This window comes from Chryseobacterium culicis (genome assembly GCF_002979755.1).
In the GTDB taxonomy this organism is placed as follows: Bacteria; Bacteroidota; Bacteroidia; order Flavobacteriales; family Weeksellaceae; genus Chryseobacterium; species Chryseobacterium culicis_A.
In genome coordinates this window covers 456,836-476,349 of sequence record NZ_PCPP01000002.1, presented here as the reverse complement: position 1 = coordinate 476,349, position 19,514 = coordinate 456,836, and the positions used below count along the sequence as shown (strand labels likewise).

The 19,514-nt window shown below is 36.7% G+C and carries 18 protein-coding genes; 10 read left to right on the top strand and 8 right to left on the bottom strand.

Features of this window, described 5'->3' with window-relative positions; genetic code table 11:
- The first annotated feature begins 79 nt into the window (after window positions 1-79).
- Window positions 80-793 carry a biotin--[acetyl-CoA-carboxylase] ligase gene (locus CQ022_RS15215; RefSeq protein WP_105683179.1) on the top strand — a complete coding sequence of 238 codons (714 nt, stop codon included), beginning with the start codon at window positions 80-82 and terminating at the stop codon, window positions 791-793.
- Here CQ022_RS15215 and CQ022_RS15210 read toward each other — a convergent pair.
- The 4 genes from CQ022_RS15210 to CQ022_RS15195 all read right to left on the bottom strand — a co-directional run bounded on the left by CQ022_RS15210 (window position 787) and on the right by CQ022_RS15195 (window position 4,192).
- Entirely contained in the window at window positions 787-1,899 is a 1,113-nt protein-coding gene (locus CQ022_RS15210; RefSeq protein WP_089692849.1) for an LptF/LptG family permease, read from the bottom strand. The genes CQ022_RS15215 and CQ022_RS15210 overlap by 7 nt on opposite strands.
- Before the next feature lie 6 nt (window positions 1,900-1,905).
- Complete coding sequence (gene tgt, locus CQ022_RS15205) at window positions 1,906-3,036, bottom strand: tRNA guanosine(34) transglycosylase Tgt (protein WP_105683178.1); 1,131 nt, start codon at window positions 3,034-3,036, stop codon at window positions 1,906-1,908.
- Window positions 3,037-3,101: 65 nt separating this feature from the next.
- A complete protein-coding gene (locus CQ022_RS15200; protein ID WP_228421735.1) occupies window positions 3,102-3,470 on the bottom strand; it encodes a DUF4296 domain-containing protein in 369 nt (122 codons plus the stop codon).
- 5 nt (window positions 3,471-3,475) lie between these two features.
- Complete coding sequence (locus tag CQ022_RS15195) at window positions 3,476-4,192, bottom strand: polyprenol monophosphomannose synthase (protein ID WP_105683176.1); 717 nt, start codon at window positions 4,190-4,192, stop codon at window positions 3,476-3,478.
- A 240-nt stretch (window positions 4,193-4,432) separates the two neighbouring features.
- Between CQ022_RS15195 and CQ022_RS15190 the strand changes: the two genes are divergently transcribed.
- The 4 genes from CQ022_RS15190 (at window position 4,433) to CQ022_RS15175 (ending at window position 8,411) form a co-directional block, all read left to right on the top strand.
- The gene (locus CQ022_RS15190; RefSeq protein ID WP_105683175.1) at window positions 4,433-5,101 is read left to right on the top strand and encodes a DUF4271 domain-containing protein; all 669 of its coding nucleotides are present in this window, start codon (window positions 4,433-4,435) and stop codon (window positions 5,099-5,101) included.
- A gap of 12 nt (window positions 5,102-5,113) precedes the next feature.
- On the top strand, window positions 5,114-5,854 hold the full coding sequence (locus CQ022_RS15185) for a uroporphyrinogen-III synthase (protein ID WP_105683416.1): 741 nt from the start codon (window positions 5,114-5,116) through the stop codon (window positions 5,852-5,854).
- A gap of 170 nt (window positions 5,855-6,024) precedes the next feature.
- The gene (locus tag CQ022_RS15180; RefSeq protein WP_105683174.1) at window positions 6,025-8,073 is read left to right on the top strand and encodes a S9 family peptidase; all 2,049 of its coding nucleotides are present in this window, start codon (window positions 6,025-6,027) and stop codon (window positions 8,071-8,073) included.
- Entirely contained in the window at window positions 8,070-8,411 is a 342-nt protein-coding gene (locus CQ022_RS15175; protein ID WP_047427150.1) for a hypothetical protein, read from the top strand. Before CQ022_RS15180 ends, CQ022_RS15175 begins: the two co-directional genes overlap by 4 nt.
- Window positions 8,412-8,528: 117 nt before the next feature.
- On the opposite strand, the gene CQ022_RS15170 is transcribed toward CQ022_RS15175, so the two are convergent.
- On the bottom strand, window positions 8,529-9,020 hold the full coding sequence (locus CQ022_RS15170; protein ID WP_105683173.1) for an SRPBCC domain-containing protein: 492 nt from the start codon (window positions 9,018-9,020) through the stop codon (window positions 8,529-8,531).
- Window positions 9,021-9,220: 200 nt separating this feature from the next.
- On the opposite strand from CQ022_RS15170, the gene CQ022_RS15165 reads away from it, so the two are divergent.
- The 5 genes from CQ022_RS15165 (at window position 9,221) to CQ022_RS15145 (ending at window position 15,492) form a co-directional block, all read left to right on the top strand.
- Window positions 9,221-10,765, top strand: coding sequence for a sensor histidine kinase (locus CQ022_RS15165; protein WP_105683172.1), 1,545 nt, complete (start codon window positions 9,221-9,223; stop codon window positions 10,763-10,765).
- A 160-nt stretch (window positions 10,766-10,925) separates the two neighbouring features.
- Window positions 10,926-11,612: a response regulator transcription factor gene (locus CQ022_RS15160; protein WP_002982671.1), complete on the top strand. Its 687-nt coding sequence runs from the start codon at window positions 10,926-10,928 to the stop codon at window positions 11,610-11,612.
- A gap of 78 nt (window positions 11,613-11,690) precedes the next feature.
- Window positions 11,691-12,335 (top strand): hypothetical protein, encoded by a 645-nt coding sequence (locus CQ022_RS15155; RefSeq protein ID WP_228421733.1) that lies wholly within the window; start codon window positions 11,691-11,693, stop codon window positions 12,333-12,335.
- 19 nt (window positions 12,336-12,354) lie between these two features.
- The gene (locus CQ022_RS15150; RefSeq protein WP_165791669.1) at window positions 12,355-12,717 is read left to right on the top strand and encodes a hypothetical protein; all 363 of its coding nucleotides are present in this window, start codon (window positions 12,355-12,357) and stop codon (window positions 12,715-12,717) included.
- Between the two features lie 69 nt (window positions 12,718-12,786).
- Window positions 12,787-15,492: a TonB-dependent receptor domain-containing protein gene (locus CQ022_RS15145; protein WP_105683170.1), complete on the top strand. Its 2,706-nt coding sequence runs from the start codon at window positions 12,787-12,789 to the stop codon at window positions 15,490-15,492.
- Window positions 15,493-15,707: 215 nt separating this feature from the next.
- Here CQ022_RS15145 and CQ022_RS15140 read toward each other — a convergent pair whose 3' ends face one another.
- From CQ022_RS15140 to CQ022_RS15130, 3 genes are read right to left on the bottom strand one after another with little or no spacing between them, the layout of a single operon-like run.
- Complete coding sequence (locus CQ022_RS15140; RefSeq protein WP_105683169.1) at window positions 15,708-16,205, bottom strand: phosphoheptose isomerase; 498 nt, start codon at window positions 16,203-16,205, stop codon at window positions 15,708-15,710.
- Window positions 16,206-16,229: 24 nt separating this feature from the next.
- Window positions 16,230-18,512 (bottom strand): GH92 family glycosyl hydrolase, encoded by a 2,283-nt coding sequence (locus tag CQ022_RS15135; protein WP_105683168.1) that lies wholly within the window; start codon window positions 18,510-18,512, stop codon window positions 16,230-16,232.
- A 21-nt stretch (window positions 18,513-18,533) separates the two neighbouring features.
- On the bottom strand, window positions 18,534-19,394 hold the full coding sequence (locus CQ022_RS15130) for an ROK family protein (protein WP_105683167.1): 861 nt from the start codon (window positions 19,392-19,394) through the stop codon (window positions 18,534-18,536).
- Window positions 19,395-19,514: the final 120 nt, after the last annotated feature.

The window sequence follows — 19,514 nt, the reverse complement described above, 5'->3', positions numbered from 1 at the left end:
TACTATAATCTGCAAATTTATTGTTTTTTCTTTACTTTAACCTTACTTTTACCCTCCTAATGTCTTAAATTTTTCTTAAATGAGCCAACTCTTCTACCTGAAAGAATGTTCTTCTACTAATGACGAAATATCAAAGTTTTTACTTTACGGAAATTCAAATTTTATAGGACTTCATACTTTTAATCAAACTAAAGGCCGTGGTCAGTATGGAAATGTTTGGACTCAGACTGCCGGAAAAAACCTGGCTTATACGCTGGCAGTGAGTACTCAGAACATCCTGTGCTCCGACTTTATATTCAATTATTATACCGCAATGGTGATTCGGGATTTCCTTGCCAAATTGTCTGACTCTGAGGTAAAAATCAAATGGCCGAATGATATCATCCTTAAAGGTAAAAAAATCGTTGGAATTTTAATAGAAAAGAAAAAAATTAATCAAAATAATTATTTCATCATAGGAGCAGGAATCAACATCCTCCAGGAAGATTTTGATACAATATCCAATGCGGGATCACTTCTGACCCAGACGGAAATACAATTTGACCTTGAAGAACTGGCTTTAAATCTCCATGAATACCTATCTGAAAAACTAAAAAACATCCCTTCTGACCAGGAAATTCTGGATGGGTTTAATAAAAATCTTTTCAGAAAAGATCAGGTATCTGTCTTTGAAATTGAAAAAGAGCGACAAAATGGCATTATCCGACATGCAGACGAGAAGGGCGAACTCTGGATCGAACTGGAAGACGGAATGCATTCCTTTTATCACAAGGAAGTAAAATTACTTTACTGATTTGCTCTTTTAATGTACAAATAAAGGGTAAGCGGCAGGAATACCATATTCGGCAGCCACATGGCTACAGCCGGAGACAAGCTTTTATTTTCAGAAACCACTTTTAAGGCTTCAAATGAAAACACGAAAATAAAGGCCAATGAAATCCCTATTGCCAGGTTAACTCCCAATCCTCCTCTTTTCTTCTGTGATGACAGGGAAAGAGCCAGGAAAGTAAGAATAATGATGGAAACAGGCATCGATGTTCTTTGGTGAAGCTCATTCAGATAGGAATTCAGGTTACTGTTTCCTCTTGCCTTTTCTCTTTCAATAAATTTCAAAAGTTCCGGTGTGGTTTTATTTTGCCCCAAAAGCTCGTTAGGAAAAAGTTCTTCCGGTGAGTGACCGTAATTTTTTCTTAATTCTATTCCGTTTCCTAGTTTTTCGGTATTGTCTTTATTGATGGTTTTTTCCAGATAATTATTAAGAACAAACTGTTTTTTTGTTTTATCCCAATATACTTCGCTTGCTTTCAGCTCGTAGGTCATTTTTCTGTCTTTATCATATTTCTGATAGACAAAACTCGATCCTCTTTTTTCTCTTTTATTCCATGAATCAACGAAAATATATTCCGTTTTACTCAGCTGTGAAGAAGCGGGTGCTGTTCCTAAAATCTTCTCTTTATTGGCTGCATTATAGGTATAAGCTTCCAGTTCATTTTTCTTGATATTGGCCCATGGAAGAACCATATGATACACCACAAGAGCAATCAACCCAATAAAAATAGAGGTAAACAGATAAGGTTTGGAAAACCTGTGAAAACTGGCTCCACTACTGATAATAGCAACAATTTCAGTATTATTTGCCATCCTGGAGGTAAAATAAATCACCGAAATAAATACCAGAATGGAAAGGAAAGTCACTACAAGATTGATGATCCAGAAGGGATAAAAATGGATAAGGAAATAAGTCAGATCCAATTTCGGATCAATGGCCTTGGCGTTTTCTATCCTTGGAATCTTTTGCTGAACATCAATTACCAATACGACTATAGACAATAATACCAACATGAAACTGAAAGTTCCAAGGTATTTTTTAATGATATATCTGTCTACAATTTTAAGCATATTTTCTTACAGTCTTTGTCTAAGAATCGGTACTACAGAGTTTTTCCATTCATAGAAATCTCCTGCAATAATATGTTCTCTGGCTACTTTTACTAAATCCAGGTAGAATGCAAGATTATGAATCGAAGCAATCTGTTTTGCCAGATATTCTTTGGATACAAACAGGTGGCGAAGATACGCTTTTGAATATTCACGATCCACAAAACTGGTTCCGAATTCGTCCAAAGGCGAAAAATCACGCTTCCATTTTTCATTTTTAAGGTTCATCACCCCTTGCCATGTGAAAAGCATTGCATTTCTTGCATTTCTTGTGGGCATTACACAATCCATCATATCAATTCCTAACCCGATGGATTCAAGAATATTCCATGGAGTTCCTACTCCCATCAAATATCTTGGTTTTTCTTTTGGAAGAATGTCTGTTACTTCATCTGTAATTCTGTACATTTCTTCTTCCGGTTCTCCAACAGAAAGTCCTCCGATGGCATTTCCTTCTGCTCCTGCTTCAGAAATCACTTCTGCAGAAATTTTTCTAAGATCGGAATAGGTAGATCCCTGAACAATTGGGAAAAGTCTTTGTTTGTACCCGTATAATTCAGGGTTATCATTCGTCCATTCAATACATCTTTTCAGCCAACGGTGTGTAAGCTCCATAGATGATTTTGCCTGGTTGTAGTCACAAGGATAAGGAGTACATTCATCAAAAGCCATAAAAATATCGGCTCCGATCTGTCTTTGAATTTCCATTGATCTTTCCGGGGAGAACATGTGGTAACTACCGTCGATGTGAGATTTGAATCTCGCACCTTCTTCTGTCATCTTTCTGTTGCTCGCCAGGGAAAACACCTGAAAACCTCCGGAATCGGTAAGGATTGGAAGATCCCAGTTCATGAATTTATGTAAACCACCAGCATCCTGCATCGTCTCCATTCCGGGACGAAGGTATAGGTGATAAGTATTTCCCAGAATAATCTGAGCTTTAATGTCTTCTTTTAATTCTCTCTGATGAACTGTTTTCACACTTGCTACAGTTCCCACAGGCATAAAAATGGGAGTTTGAATCTTCCCGTGATCTGTGGTAATTTCCCCTGCTCTGGCTTTTCCTTCAGAGGTTTTTTCTATATTAAAAAATTTCATCTCTATACTTTTTTAAAACACTGTTTTACCAGTGATTCTTGTAGGATCGAAACGTCCGGGTCATTTTACCTTACGACAGGCATTACAACACCATTTTGTTTCAGTTTATCCTTTATGTATTTATCTGCTTTGGGATCTTTTTTCAGCAATATTTCCTGTGCATCATTGGTAATCCCATCCATTTCTTCTTTAATCACATAGTATTTGAAACTGTCTACAAAGTCATCAGATTTTACTTTATGAGACTTCAGCACAGCTCTTGTACCTGCTTCCATATTTTTATCAGGATATACAAAAATAGCCTGATCATTGATCGCAAGATCGGCAATAATTTCTGCCATCATCTCTTTATCGATCAGATTTTTAGGCTTATCAATATAATCGCCGCACGAAAACAGGCCCAGCAAAACGAAAATAAAGATTAGCTTTTTCATCAGTTTCATAATCTGTTGATGATTGATTTCCATTTTAAGTTCAGTACTCCAAAAACGGCTTCATGGATAATTCCTCCGTTCATTTTGCTTTCTCCTAAAATTCTGTTGGTAAATATAATAGGAACTTCTACAATTCTAAAACCTTTTTTAAATGCTCTGAATTTCATCTCTATCTGAAACCCATAGCCTTTCAATTTCACATTATCCAATCCTATTTCCTCCAATACTTTTCTTGAAAAACACACAAATCCTGCTGTCGTATCATGAATGGGAAGTCCCAGTACAAACCTTACATATTTTGAGGCAAAGTAAGACAACAATACTCTTCCCATTGGCCAGTTCACCACATTCACTCCTTTTGAGTAACGGGAACCAATGGCCATATCTGCATTTTTACAAGCCTCAAAAAGTTTTGGAAGATCATTCGGGTTATGTGAGAAATCAGCATCCATCTCGAAAATATAATCATATTTATTTTCAATTGCCCATTTAAAACCATGAATATATGCCTTTCCCAAGCCATCTTTCACATGTCTTATCGACAGGTGAAGATAATGCGGATTTTTCTTCTGCAACTCTTTTACGATCTCTGCAGTTCCATCCGGAGAAGAATCATCTACCACTAAGATATGAAAGTCGTCCTCCAATGCAAAAACTGCGGAAATAATATTTTCAATATTTTCCTTTTCGTTGTATGTTGGGATGATGACGAGTTTTTTCATTTCAGTTTGCAAAGATAGTTTATTTAACCTTTTTATTTTATACAAAATAATCTATAATTTTGCAAAAATATTTCTCAGGGATTAAGCGGATGAAACAGAAACTTTTATTCAATAGATCTGAACACTCTGTAAAATCTGTGGGAGCAAATATTTTAACTGCAAATTCACGAATCAGGTCACAGGAAAATCTGTGCCGTATTGTGTTATATGAAGTTAAATAATAAATAAAAAACTTAAATTTTGCCATCATCACAACACTTTGTCAATCACGTAAGAATACCTGAGAATAATGACTGGGTAATTTTTATCCTCGTGGGCTGTATATTTTTGTATGTTTTTATGATGAACGTCATAGAAAGGGATGCCAGTCTCAAAGATTTTCTGCTTCAGAAATATTTTGATGCGAGCAATAACCTTCCCAGCTGGATTATCACCTCATGTGTGACAACGCTCACACTGTCCGTCTTAATTTCACAATACGTTCCTATTGTCCCGAAATATATTGCCGATCTTCAGCTTTTTGGATATCAGCTTAATAAATTTGGATATACTTTGCTGGCAGTACTTTTTTTTTATTTAATAAAATCAACATTCGGTTTTTTATTTTATCAAAGTATAGGGGATGGAAAAAAATGGACTATTTTCTATTTTACCTCCACAAAATTTTATTTCATTCTTTCATTTTTGCTAATAATTCTTTGTGTAGCCCATTATTACTTCCCGATAGACAGAAATAAAATGTTTTTATATTATTTCTGCTTCTTCGCTTTTGTATTCATTTTCAAAGTTTTTTTCTATTTATTTCACAAGAACAAGATTCTTCCCGAGAAATGGTATTATAAATTTTTGTATATTTGCACCCTCCAAATCGCACCATTATTATTGCTTTGGAAGTTGTTATTTTTTTAATAAATGTCAATGATGAGAATAAAGTCTATATTGGTTTCTCAACCAGCGCCTAGTGAGTCTTCTCCATATTTGGATATAGCGAAGAAGGAAAAAATAAAGATTGATTTCCGTCCATTTATCCACGTCGAAGGGGTTGACAATAAAGAGCTCAGAACACAGAAAATAGATCTGACGCAGTATACCGGTATTATTTTTACCAGTAAAAATGCGATTGACCATTACTTCAGACTAGCAGAGGAATTGCGTTTCGCTGTTCCGGATACAATGAGATACATCTGCCAGTCGGAAGCAATTGCCAACTACCTTCAAAAGCATATTGTGTACAGAAAAAGAAAAATCAGCTTTGGGGAGAAAAACTTCTCAGACCTGCTTCCTCTTTTCAAAAAATTCCCAACTGAAAAATATCTGTTGCCATCTTCAGATGTTTTAAGTCCGGATATTGTAAAAACCATGGATGCATCTAATGTAGACTGGACAAGAGCAATTATGTACCGTACCGTATGCAGCGACCTTACAGATATCAATGTCAAAGATTACGACATGTTGATTTTCTTCAGTCCGCAAGGTATCAAATCGTTACAACAAAATTTCCCTGGCTTCAAGCAGGATGAAACAAAGATCGGAGTTTTCGGAAACACGACTTTGGCAGCCGCAGAAGAAGCAGGATTAAAAGTAGATTTAATGGCCCCTACGAAGGAAACTCCTTCTATGACAATGGCCCTTGAAAAGTATATTAAAGCACTTCATAAATAGTCTTTAAATATAAAAATACAATCAACCATCTTTTCAATAAAGGAAAGATGGTTTTTTTTTACCTAAATTTGAACAAAAATTAACATTGATGGAATCTCTGTGTAAATCACTTACTTTCAGAAGAAAAGTATAAAGCAGATTCTATTCAATAAAAAAATCAAAATACCCGGATGAAAGCTCCACAGGCAAAAAAAATAGAAAAAATATTAGAAACCCACGGCGATAAAAGAACCGATAATTACTTTTGGCTGAATGAAAGGGAAAACCCTGAAGTCATCAAATATATTGAGGAAGAAAATGCCTACGAAGAATTCATCATGAAAGATACGGAAGCTCTTCAGGAAGAGCTTTTCGAAGAGATGAAAGCCCGTTATAAAAAGGATGATGAATCTCTGCCTTACTTCTTTAATGAGTACTGGTATATTGTACGTTATGAAGAAGGTAAGGAATATCCTATTTTCTGCAGAAAACACAAAAGTCTCGACAATGATGAGGAAATTGTACTTGACGTTAACATCCTGGCAGATGGCAAAGAATTTTTTGAAGTAGGAAGCGTAGCAGTAAGCCCCAATAATGAACTGGCTTCTTTTTCTTCAGATGATGTGGGAAGAAGAATTTACACTCTTAACTTCAAGAGCCTAAAGACAGGTGAAATTCTTGCAGACACAATTCCGAATACAACAGGAAAAGCAGTTTGGGCAAATGATAATCAGCATGTCTTTTATATTAGAAAAGATAAGAGTCTGCGTGCATTCCAGGTATACAGACACCAGCTGGGAACAGATTCTGCAGACGATGTACTGATCTTCCACGAAGAGGATGATACTTTTGATGTGAATGTATTTAAAACAAAATCTTTACAGTATATTTTCATTGCAAGTTCAAGTACAATTTCTGATGAGCACCGCTTTATCCCTTCTGATAATGTATTTGAAGAATGGAAGGTAATTCAGCCCAGAATAGATGATCTTGAGTATTCTGTAGAGCATTATGAAGATGAATTTTACATCATTACCAATGCTGATGATGCAATCAATTTCAAAATTGTAAAAACGAAGATTGACAACTGCAGTATGGAAAATTGGGTGGATGTTATCCCTCACCGTGCAGAAGTTTTACTGGAAGGCTTTGAAATTTTCAAAGACTATCTTGTTCTTGAGGAAAGAGAAAGAGGATTACTTCAGATCAAAATTATTGATGAAAAGACCCAGGAATCTTATTATTTACCTTTCTCCGATCCTACTTATACGGCCTATATCGGAATCAACCTGGAATTTGATACAGAGATTCTACGTTATGGCTACACCTCTCTTACACAGCCGAGTTCCACATATGAATACAATATGAAGGACAAAACCACAAAGCTCCTGAAACAACAGGAAGTACTGGGTGGAAAGTTTTTCCCTGAAAATTATATTTCAGAAAGAATCTGGGCAGACTCCAGAGATGGGGAAGCAAAAGTTCCTATTTCTTTAGTATATCATAAAGACACCAAAAAATCAGCAGACACCCCACTTCTGTTGTATGGGTATGGAAGTTATGGACATACTGTTGATGCCAGTTTTTCAAATGTAAGACTATCCTTGCTTGACAGAGGTTTTATTTATGCTATTGCCCATATCCGTGGTGGAGAATATTTAGGAAGAGAATGGTATGAAGACGGAAAAATGCTGTTTAAGAAAAATACTTTCTTTGATTTTATTGACGCAGGAAAATATCTGATCAAGGAAAATTATACTTCATCAAAACATATGTATGCGATGGGAGGAAGTGCCGGAGGTCTATTGGTAGGTGCTGTGGTGAATTATGAACCTCAGTTATTCAATGGAATCGTGGCACAGGTACCATTTGTAGATGTTGTTTCTACGATGCTTGATGATACAATCCCTTTGACAACCGGAGAATATGATGAATGGGGAAACCCTAACGACGAGGAATATTATCATTATATGAAAGACTACTCTCCTTATGATAATGTAGAGGCTAAAGATTACCCTCACATGCTGATCACTACAGGATTCCATGACTCTCAGGTGCAGTATTGGGAACCGGCAAAATGGACAGCAAAACTGAGAGAATTAAAAACAGACGATAATATTTTAGTCTTTAAAACGGACATGAGCTCAGGACACGGAGGAGCAAGTGGAAGATTTGAATCTCTGAAGGAAGATGCATTGGAATTTGTATTTTTATTAAAACTAGAAAATCAAAAAGAATGATCAACGAAGCTGAATACTGGAAAAAAATAGAACAATTCTTTGAAGACAATTTCCAGACGGAGAAAAACCCGCCCATTGAAACCCTTTTATTTCTGATAGGGCTTCAGGAACTGGGAAGCGGCCAGCAAAAATATACAAAAGAAGACAAGGTAAACCTGATTCATATTGCAGTCTGCAGATTGCTTGAACCTTTTGGATATTATAAATTCACACACTATGAAGACGGATGGCCGCAGTTTGAAAGCCTGGAAGAGCTTCCGGAGTTAAAACCTAATGAGCAGACATTGCTGATGAAAAAGGCAATTATCCAATACTTTCAGGAGGAGGAGCTTTTATAAAGGCTGGAAGTTTGAAGAATGAAGCAGGAAGTTAATCCTGTCGATAAATAAAAAGAGGGTTTCCCAATGGAAAATCCTCTTTTTTTTATAAATAAGTATTTTTTAACATGTTCAAATTCATCCAATCAATTCTTCCAATTGATTAAGCCCCATTGTAAAACCGCCCTCAAATCCCATCTCCATAATTTTCTTCATTATTTCCGGAGAATGGTAATGAATATTGATGGTTACTTTGGTTCCTTCTTCTATTCCGGTAAACCCGATCAGCCATTTTGACCTTGGAAAATCTTCATTGATATTTCCTGCTCCATCAGCGAAAGCACTCAACCAATCAAGACTTCTGTGTTCCATTATCTCCCCATACTGAGTTTTAGAATACATAGGTCCTTTTTCTCCGTTTGGGCCTACCATTGCATACATCCAGATTCCTCCTTCCCTGAAATCCTGACTTATCGTTTCGCATTTCCATGGTTTGGGACCCCACCATTGATCCAGTAATTCAGCCTGGGTAAAATAGTTCCACACTGTTGAAACATCAGCTTTATAAATCTTCATGACATACGTACTTGCTGCATCAAAATCTTTGTTGAAAATGATATTAGATTCCATAAATATTTATTTTTAATAAAGTTAGCACTTTATTTATGAAAGGGACTTTTCATATGACAACTAAAGGATAATTCATAAATAATTGTTAAAAAACACTCTTTTAAGAAAAAAAAAACAATTATTTGGCTCGTTTTTTGTTTATGTACTCTTAAAACAATTAATTTTAACATTCATTTTTCCAAAACCTATATAATTAAATAATGAATAACAAATTCATCCCAATAATTTCAGTGTTTATGACGATCTCACTGATTGTCTTTGTAACGCTCCAATTTTATTGGTTGAAAGGCTATTACGGCGTACTGGAACAGGATTTTTCAAATAAAGTGTATGCAGTTTTGGAAAGTACTTCAAAAAGTATTGAAGAAATTGAGGCTGACAAATACCTGAATCAGGATTATAAAGATTTCAGGAAAAATATTCTTGCCAACAGCAAACAGCCATCTTTAACCACCATCCAGCAGGTGGAGGATTCCGGTACTCAGAGACAGATTATCTATTCTAAAAATATTATTGAAAAAACACAGCTTCCCATTTCCCAAAAAGGAGATTCTATTAAGCTGACCACTTTATATACAGATGAAGCTGCCTATAAAATAAAAAGAGACACCACCAATCGCGAACTTCTAACCCAAGATATCAATCAGGAAATTGAGACAGGAGATTACTCCATGAAAGAATTCGTCAAAGTATATGGAAACAACCTTCCTATTACTAAAAGAGTGGATCCGAAAACGCTGGACTCTGTTATTGCAAAAGAACTTAAAATACGAGGTATAACGGCCAAATTCGGATATGGAGTTCTGGACAGTAACAATAAGCTTACAAGCATTGCCAATAAGGCTTACAAAGAGAAAAAAGACAGCAATACCTACAGCTTTCCTCTTTTTGCCGATAAGAAAAATACGTTATACAGCCTCGCATTAGTCTTCCCTAAAAAAGAGTATTCTCTTGCGATGAACAACTGGCCCATGCTTCTGGGAACATTCCTATCTCTTCTTACGATTCTTGGGATTTACATTATTTCCATCAATTATATGATGAGGCAGAAGAAACTTGCTGAAGTAAAAACAGACTTCATCAACAATATGTCCCATGAGTTTAAAACACCATTGGCAACCATTTCTGTAGCTACGGATTCATTAGCTAATGACAAAATCGCAACCAATCCGGATAAGGTAAAATATTACTCCGAACTGATTAAGCAGGAGAACTTAAGGATGAAAAAGCAGGTGGAAAACGTACTCAATATGTCTAAGCTTGAAAGGAATGAAGTAGAATTATTCTTAAAAGAAACCAATGTAAGGGAATTGATCAAAAGAACAACCGAATCTTTCAATCTGATTGTACAGCAAAGAAACGGTTCTCTTACTCAGAAATTCAATGCCACTCATTATAATTTCAAAATAGACGAGTTCCACATCTCGAATATGCTGGTCAACTTACTGGACAATGCCAATAAATATTCTCCTGAAGCACCGGAAATACATGTGGAAACAAAAAATGAGGGACACTGGTATATCATTGAAATTTCCGACAAAGGAATGGGAATGGACACCCAGAATAAAACCAAAATTTTCGAAAAATTCTTCAGAGAAGAAACCGGAAATATTCACAACGTAAAAGGACAGGGATTAGGTCTTTCCTACGTTAAGAAAATTGTAGAACTGCACAAAGGACAGATTATCGTAGATTCTCATAAAGGAAAAGGAAGTACGTTTACGATAAAACTGCCGATGGGTTAGAAATATATAAATGATAAGCGATAAATGATAAAATAATTCCTTTCAGATCAACTATCATTTATCATTCATCAATTATAAAAAAGGTTAAACCAAATATCAAAATATAGAAGATAGAGTGAGGAAGTTCATTCTTAATGTTAATTATTAATTATTAAAAGTTATGAGCAACAGAATATTATTAGTAGAGGACGATCAGAGTTTCGGGGCGGTGCTTAAAGATTATTTGACCATCAATAATTTTGAAGTAACTCTTGCCACTGATGGGGAGCAGGGACTTAAAGAATTTACAGAAAATGAATTCGATATCTGCATATTTGACGTAATGATGCCTAAAAAAGATGGGTTTTCATTAGCGGAAGATGTAAAAAAGATTGATAAAAATACACCCATCATATTCCTTACAGCAAGAAATATGAGAGAAGACATTTTGAAAGGATATCAGCTGGGCGCTGATGATTATATCACAAAGCCATTTGATACTGAACTTCTTTTGTACAAAATCAAAGCGATTCTTCAGAGAAGTTCTACATTGGAAAATGAGGAGCAGGAGCAATTCAAAATCAGCAATATTTTCTTCGACTCTATGTTGAGACAGCTGAAAGTAGGTGATAAAGAATACAAACTTTCTCCTAAAGAAAATGAATTATTAAAACTTCTTTGCATCCATAGAAATGATTTCATGCCGAGAGATCTTGCTTTAAGAAAGATCTGGAAAAAAGAAAATTACTTCACCGCAAGAAGTATGGACGTATATATTGCGAAGCTTCGTAAATTATTAAAAGACGACGAAGGATTGGAAATTATCAACGTTCACGGAGAAGGATTTAGACTTTTGGTAAAAAATTAATCCAAAAATCAAATTATAAGTATAAAATTAGCAAAACAATTGAAAATGTTTTGCTAATTTTGTTTCATACCCATGGATATGAAGAATACATTTATAGGTTTGATCGCCGTATCACTACTAGCTGCCTCTTGTAAAAAGGATGAAAGAGCTACTTATTTAAAAGAAGAAGCCAACGCTGGCCAGCCCAACGTGGCACTTAATACCTCCTCAAAAACGGCCCTGATGGATCAGACAGGCATCCAATCCAGCCCTGCCCCTGCTCCGATGGCTACAGCTCCCGGAATGAATCCTCCACACGGACAACCTGGCCACCGATGCGATATTCCGGTAGGACAACCGCTGAACAGTAAACCTGCAGGAGCTACTCCCACTACACAGAATGTAAACGTGAATGGAGCCAACACCATTCAAATTGATCCTAATGCAGTATCTCCAGGGAAAATTACCCTTGATAACAACGGGAAACAGGTAAAAACAGCTCCCGGAATGAATCCTCCTCACGGGCAACCGGGACACCGCTGTGATATTCCGGTAGGACAGCCTTTAAACAGTAAACCTGCTCCAACTCCACAAGCTACACAAAATGTAATTCAGACAACACCAGCGCCTGCTCCCGCACCAGCTGCACAGAATCTGGCAATGGGTGAAAAACCCAAACTGAATCCGGCACATGGCGAGCCTTGGCACAGCTGTTCTCTAAAAGTTGGTGATCCTTTACCATAAATTTTGTATTTTTGCAGATATGAAGCTGTTTCACATACTTGCAATAGTGTTTTGCCTGGGAATCTTTTTGATTCCCAAGGATAACTTCTATGCACAAGGAATGCAGGAAACATGCTGTAAAGCAGAATCTTCCAAGAAAATGGACTGCTGCAAAAATCATTCTTCAAAAAAAGACAGCCAACATGATAAAACAAAATCATGTAATGATGACTGCTGTTCATCATGCGTTGCCTGCTATACTTTTATTGAAACGCCTTTCTCAAAAAATCTACGTTTGGAACTGTCTTATTACAAAGCGAATAAGAATCCTCAGTTTCAATATTCAGATCCATATCTTTCAGACCGTTTAAAGGAAATCTGGCAACCGCCTAAGATAGGTTAATTAAAATATCACGAGTTCATTATACTATGTAATGAGCTGTTTTTTAATTAATTTAAACTTTTAAACAAAATGAAATTACCTATTTCCAGGTTTATACTTGGTGCATTATTCCTATTTACACAATTTATATCTGCTCAGACACTTTCAAAAACCCAGTTCAAGGTAAAGGGAAACTGTGAAATGTGCCAAACAAGAATTGAAAGTGCAGCTAAAAAAGCAGGCGCAAAAACAGCAGTTTACTCTATCGATCTTCAGACACTGACGTTAGAGACAGATAAAGTATCCACGGATGATATTCTGAAAAAAGTAGCTGAAGCAGGTCATGATAATGAAAAATTCAAAGCATCTGACACAACCTATGAAGGGCTTCCGGGGTGTTGTCATTATGACAGAGATCTTCAGCCATCGCAGGCAGAGTCTCATCATGAGCACCCTACAAGCACTACGGCTTCTACAAAAAAAGAAAATGAGTTCTACGTAAGAGGAAACTGTGCTTCATGTAAAGCCAGAATAGAAAAAGCGTCAAAAGATGCCGGTGCCAATGCTGCAGAATGGAATGCAGAGAAACAAACGGTTACACTGAATTTTGACCCTTCAAAAACCTCATCAGATAAAATTTTAAAAGCAATTGCTGATGCTGGTCATGACAATGAAAAATACAAAGCTTCAGATGCTGTTTATAATGGACTTCCGGGATGTTGCCTGTATGACAGGGAGTTTACTTTTGGTGAACCGAATCCAAAGGTACATTATGAAGAAGAAACCAAACATGAAGATCATAAAGACAATGAGGCTTCATCAACGAAAGAAGATCACTCTCAGCATGAAAAAAGCATTGACGGAGTTGTAGTAACAGGTTCCAAGGCAGCGACGGCTTTAAGCAAGAAAGAAGCAGGACTTGTTTTTAATATTGATAAAAAAGAGTTGTTAAAGGCAGCTTGTTGTAATCTGTCTGAAAGTTTTGAAACCAACGCAACTGTGGATGTTTCTTTCAGCAATGCCGTTACGGGAACAAAACAACTGAAAATGCTTGGTCTGGATCAGAAATATACCAGCTTAACGAAAGAACAGTTACCTGAAATCAGGGGTCTGGCTTCTGCCTATGGTTTAAATTTTATTCCGGGAAGGTGGATTGAAAGTATCCAGCTTACTAAGGGAGGAAGCACTGTAACGAATGGTTATGAAAGCATCACAGGACAGATTAATACTGAACTTTTAAAGAATGCAAAAACTCCGGAAACTTCACTAAATCTTTTCTCCGATTTCAATGGAAGAGCTGAAGTAAATATTACCAATGTTTCTCCTATCAACGATAAATGGTCTCAGACTTTCCTTCTTCACGGAAACGGAACTTTCGGGAATACGGATATGAATCATGATGGTTTCCTGGACAGACCGAAAGGAACACAGATCAATGCCGCTTATTTGCTGAATTATAATGACCTTGAAAAATCAGGATTCGGGTCTCACTTCGGAATTAATTTTATCCGAGATGAAAGAACAGCAGGACAGGTTGGTTTTGATAAAAAATTAGCGCAGGACAAACAACCTTTTTATGGGGTAGGAATTGACATCTCAAGATTTCAGGTGTGGAATAAAACAGGATATGTTTTTAAAGGAAAACCTTATCAAAGTATCGGCTGGATGAACCAGTACGTTTATCATCAGCAGGATAGTTTCTTCGGATTGAGAAATTATGCGGGGCAGCAGCACACCTATTACTCCAATCTAATTTTTGAAAGTATCATCGGAAATACCAATCATAAGTATAAAGCAGGAGCAAGTTTCTTATATGACGGTTATAAAGAAACCTATTTGATAGATGATATGAGAAGAAATGAAATTGTACCGGGAATTTTTGCTGAGTATACTTTAACAGGGTTAAAATATACTTTAGTAGCAGGTTCCAGAGTAGATTTTCATAATCTGGCAGGGACTCAGTTTACGCCAAGGCTTAATTTCAAGTATGATTTTACCCCTCAGACTATTGTAAGACTTTCTGCAGGAAGAGGGTTCAGAACAGCCAATGTATTTGCGGAAAGCCAGCAGTATTTTGCATCAAACAGAGCGATTAATATTTTACCCAACGGAGGAAATATTTATGGCTTAAAACCTGAAATTGCATGGAACTATGGTGTAAGCTTACAACAGGAATTCAAATTATTCGGAAGAAAATCCAGCATTGTTGCCGACTTCTTCAGAACAGATTTTCAGGATCAGGTATTGGTAGATTTAGACAAATCTCCACAGCAGCTGACATTCTATAATCTGGAAGGAAAATCATTTGCAAATTCATTCCAGACTCAGTGGGATTTCACTCCTTTCAAAAACTTTGATGTAAGACTTGCTTATAAGTATTATGATGTGCAGGCTGATTATATCGGTGGAAGAAGAGAAGTTCCTTTTATGGCAAAACACAGAGGTTTTGTGAATTTAGCCTATTCAACCAATAAGAATGATAAAGGAGGATTCTGGAGCTTTGATACGACTTTAAACTGGGTTGGAAAACAGAGACTTCCTGATACATCAAGTAATCCGGCAGAGTTTCAGTTAGCAACCTATTCTGAATCTTATGCCGTTCTGAATGCTCAGATTTCAAAAAATTTCAATAAAAAGATCAGAGCTTACGTAGGAGGTGAAAACCTGACTTCTTATTATCAGAAAAATGCGATTGTTGATTTTAAAAATCCTTTCGGAAATTATTTTGACGGAGGAATGGTATACGCTCCAATTATGAAGGCAAACTTCTATGTAGGACTGGATGTGACGTTTTAAAGGCTGGAAACTGGAAGAATGAAGCTGGGAGTTATATTAGTCGATGGAACTCTTATTTGCGATAAATTACCGGTATACTCTAAATAAAATTTCACAGATTGTTTTAATAATGATATTTAGAGATTCTGAAAGCTTTCAGTAACTTCCTTCTTCCAGCCTCAAGCTTCCTGACTCAATAAAAAAATCCGCTTCAATGAAGCGGATTTTTTTATTATTTATCTTCCAAAGTCATCCTGTACTCTTACGATATCATCTTCGTCTGAAGGATTGGATGCATCGGTATGCTGCCAGATTTCGGCTACAATTCCCCAGCCTGCAAGACCAATCAATCTGTGTCTTTCTCCTTGTTGAAGTTTTACCTGATCTTTCGGACCATATTCTCCCAATTCTCCTTCTTCATCAGTGTTGCTTCTTTTGATACCAACGGTTCCTTCCACCACCTGCCAGATTTCTGCTCTTCTGTGGTGATACTGCCAGCTTAATCTTGTTTCAGGAGCTACGATAAGAATTTTTGGGCTTAGCTTCCCTCCTATTCTAAGGTTGTCTACATCAATCCCATCAAAATACTGATTCGCAAAATCCTGTGCCTGTGTTTCATCAATCACAAAGAATCCGCCCCATGGTCTTGTATCATCTTTTGCTGCGATGGTAAATCCTTGTGTCTGCAGCATACGCTCTACTCTATCGAATATTTCTTTTTTTTCTGTACTCATACAGCTTCTATTTCTAAATTAAAATTATTTATTTGATTCTTCTTTTGACATTGAATAGGGAAAATCTTTTTCCTGTGAGCCTCTTTCTTTGTTAGGCTTACTATCCATTTTAAAATCCAGAACAGCTCCTTTCATCAGTTCTTTATGGCTTAACCAGTTTTTGGAATAAGGCTGCTGATTGACATTCAATGATTTTACATATAAATTCTCCGCATTATTTTCCGGAGCTTTTACTTCAATTTTCTTACCATTTTCAAGATGGATGGTAGCTTCTTTAAATAATGGTGCTCCCAATACATACTGATCTGTTGCCGGTGTTACAGGATAAAACCCAAGGGCCGAGAAAATATACCACGCAGAAGTCTGCCCGTTATCTTCGTCTCCGCAATATCCGTCAGGGGTAGCATGATACAGTTTATTCATCACCTGTCTTGCCCAATATTGAGTTTTATAAGGAGCTCCTGCATAATTGTACAGATAAATCATATGCTGGATAGGCTGATTTCCGTGAGCATACTGCCCCATATTCATGATCTGCATTTCTCTGATTTCGTGAATTACGCCTCCATAATAACTGTCATCAAAAACCGGTGGCAATGAGAATACTTCATCCAATTTGGCTTCAAATTTCTTTTTTCCACCCATCAATTCAGACAGACCATCAATGTCCTGGAAAACAGACCATGTGTAATGCCAGCTGTTTCCTTCAGTAAATGCATCGCCCCATTTGAAAGGATTGAAAGGTTTCTGGAAGTTTCCATCCTTGTTTTTACCACGCATCAATCCGGTTTCTTTGTCAAATACATTTTTGTAATTGTAGGCTCTTTTCTTATAAATATCAATTTCAGAAGCTGGTTTTCCCAAGGCTTTTCCTAGCTGATAGATTGAAAAGTCATCATAAGCATACTCCAGTGTTCTTGCTGCATTTTCGTTAATTTTCACATCGTAAGGGACATAGCCTAACGTATTGTAATATTCCACTCCGGCACGGCCTACAGCTTCTATTGGGCCTTCATGATTCGCACCGTGTTTTACAGCCTGCCAAAGCGCTTCCGTATCATATCCACGAAGTCCTTTGATGTAGGCATCTGCCACTACAGATGCGGAATTATTTCCAATCATAATATCAGAATATCCCGGACTGCTCCATTCTGGTAAAAATCCTCCTTCTTTGTAAGCATTTGCTAATCCTTCCTGCATTTCTACATTGATACTTGGATAAACAAGGTTCAGGAAAGGATACAAAGCCCGGAAAGTATCCCAAAATCCTGTTCCTGCAAACATTCTACCGTCAACAATTTTACCATTGTAAGGGCTCCAGTGTTTTATTTTGTTCTGAGCATCTATTTCATATAATTTTTGCGGGAAGAATAAAGTTCTGTATAAAGAGGAATAAAAAGTTCTCATCTGCTGGTCTGTTCCTCCTTTTACCTCAATCTTTCCTAATGTTTTGTTCCAGATATTTTTAGCATCGGTTTTTACCTGTTCAAAATTTCTGGTTCCGATTTCTCTTTTAAGATTCAGTTCTGCCTGCTCAAAACTGATGAATGAAGAGGCTACTTTTGCATAAACCGTTTCTTTATTTTTAAGCTTAAACCCTACTACAGCTCCTGTATGATCACTGGTAATTTCCAACTGATCATTAACCAGCTTATCATCTTTCCATGTTTTCGTCAGTTCAAAATCTTTATCAAACTGAATGACAAAGTAGTTTTTAAAATTCTCATATTTCCCGGTAGAATACCTCGTTGTATAACCCAGGATTTTTCTTTCCTTCGGTAAAATCTTGATATAAGATCCTTTGTTTAATGCATCAACAACTACGTAAGCGCTGTCTGTTTTGGGAAAATCAAATTTAAAATAAGAGGCTCTTTCCGTAGGGGTAAATTCTGTAGTAACATTGATATCTGCCAGATAAACACTATAAAAGTAAGGCGTAGTAACCTCAGCTTTGTGACTGAACCAACTTGCTCTTTCGTCTTCTTTAAATTTTACTTTTCCCACTCCCGGCATGATGGCAAATGCGCCATAATCATTCATCCATGGAGAGGGTTGGTGCGTTTGTTTAAATCCTTTTATTTTATCTGCATCGTAGGTATATGCCCATCCGTCACCCATCTTACCGGTCTGGGGAGTCCAGATATTCATTCCCCATGGAAGTCCGACGGCCGGATAGGTATTTCCATTGGATAAAGAGGGTTTGGATTGTGTTCCCATTAAAGGATTCACATAATCTACGGGAGATACATTCTGACCTAAAGCCCAGGCCTGTAATAACAGGAAGCAAGTAGAAAATATAAACTTCATTGTATCGTTTCGTTTGTTAATTTATATAAGCTTTTTTAATGCATAGCTGGCAGCTCCAAGAATGGCCGCATCTTCAAATATAGCAGAAATTTTAACCTGCAAGTTAATATTATTCTTTGTTAAATTCTGAATAAATCTTTGCTCGAAATGAGGATAAGCTTTGGCAATATTTCCTCCTATAACTAAAACTTCCGGTTTGTAATAATCTACATATCTGATAATAAATTCTGAAAAAGAATCTGCGTATTCATCAAACATTCTGTTCTGTATTTCTATGGGTTTATCCAGCAAATCTTTGGTTCCGGAGATTTCCTCTCCTGTCAGTTCTTTATAATGATTCACAAACCAGCGTGTTGCCAGATAATCTTCACAGATAGAGTTTCTGAAGGGAGAATCCCATAGATCTTCATCCGTTGCAAATTCTCCGTTGAAGAAGGTAGTTCCCAGCCCTGTACCGAGTGTCACTCCAAAAGCACTTTTGAATCCCTGAGCACATCCTCCGAACACTTCTCCTTCTATGAATGCTGCAGCATCATTTACAAAATGAATCTGCTCCTGAGAAATGGAAAGTCTTTTTGCCAGTTCTTCTTTAATATTCACCTGATAGATATCTATAAATTTCCCCTGCTGCATCAGCGATATTCCATTTTCATAATCGAAAGGTCCCGGCATTGCGATACCAATGAGAAGATTTTCTTTTACCAGATCATGAGCCACTTTATGAATGGCGGAAACCCAGGCAGTGAAAATAACTTCTTTATTTTCGAAAGCATCTACATGTTCTCTTACATAGGTAGAAGAAATGATTTCACGTTTTTCCGGATCTACCTGAGCCAATGTGATGTGCGACCCTCCGATATCTATTCCTACAATATTCTGCATTATTTTTTTATTTTAAATTCAAGACATCCCTGTGACTGAAAAAACAGACAAACAGAAGTATGCCCCCTGTCTGTCTGCTTTGTATTTCAGACTTTATATTTATAATCCTGATAATTATAT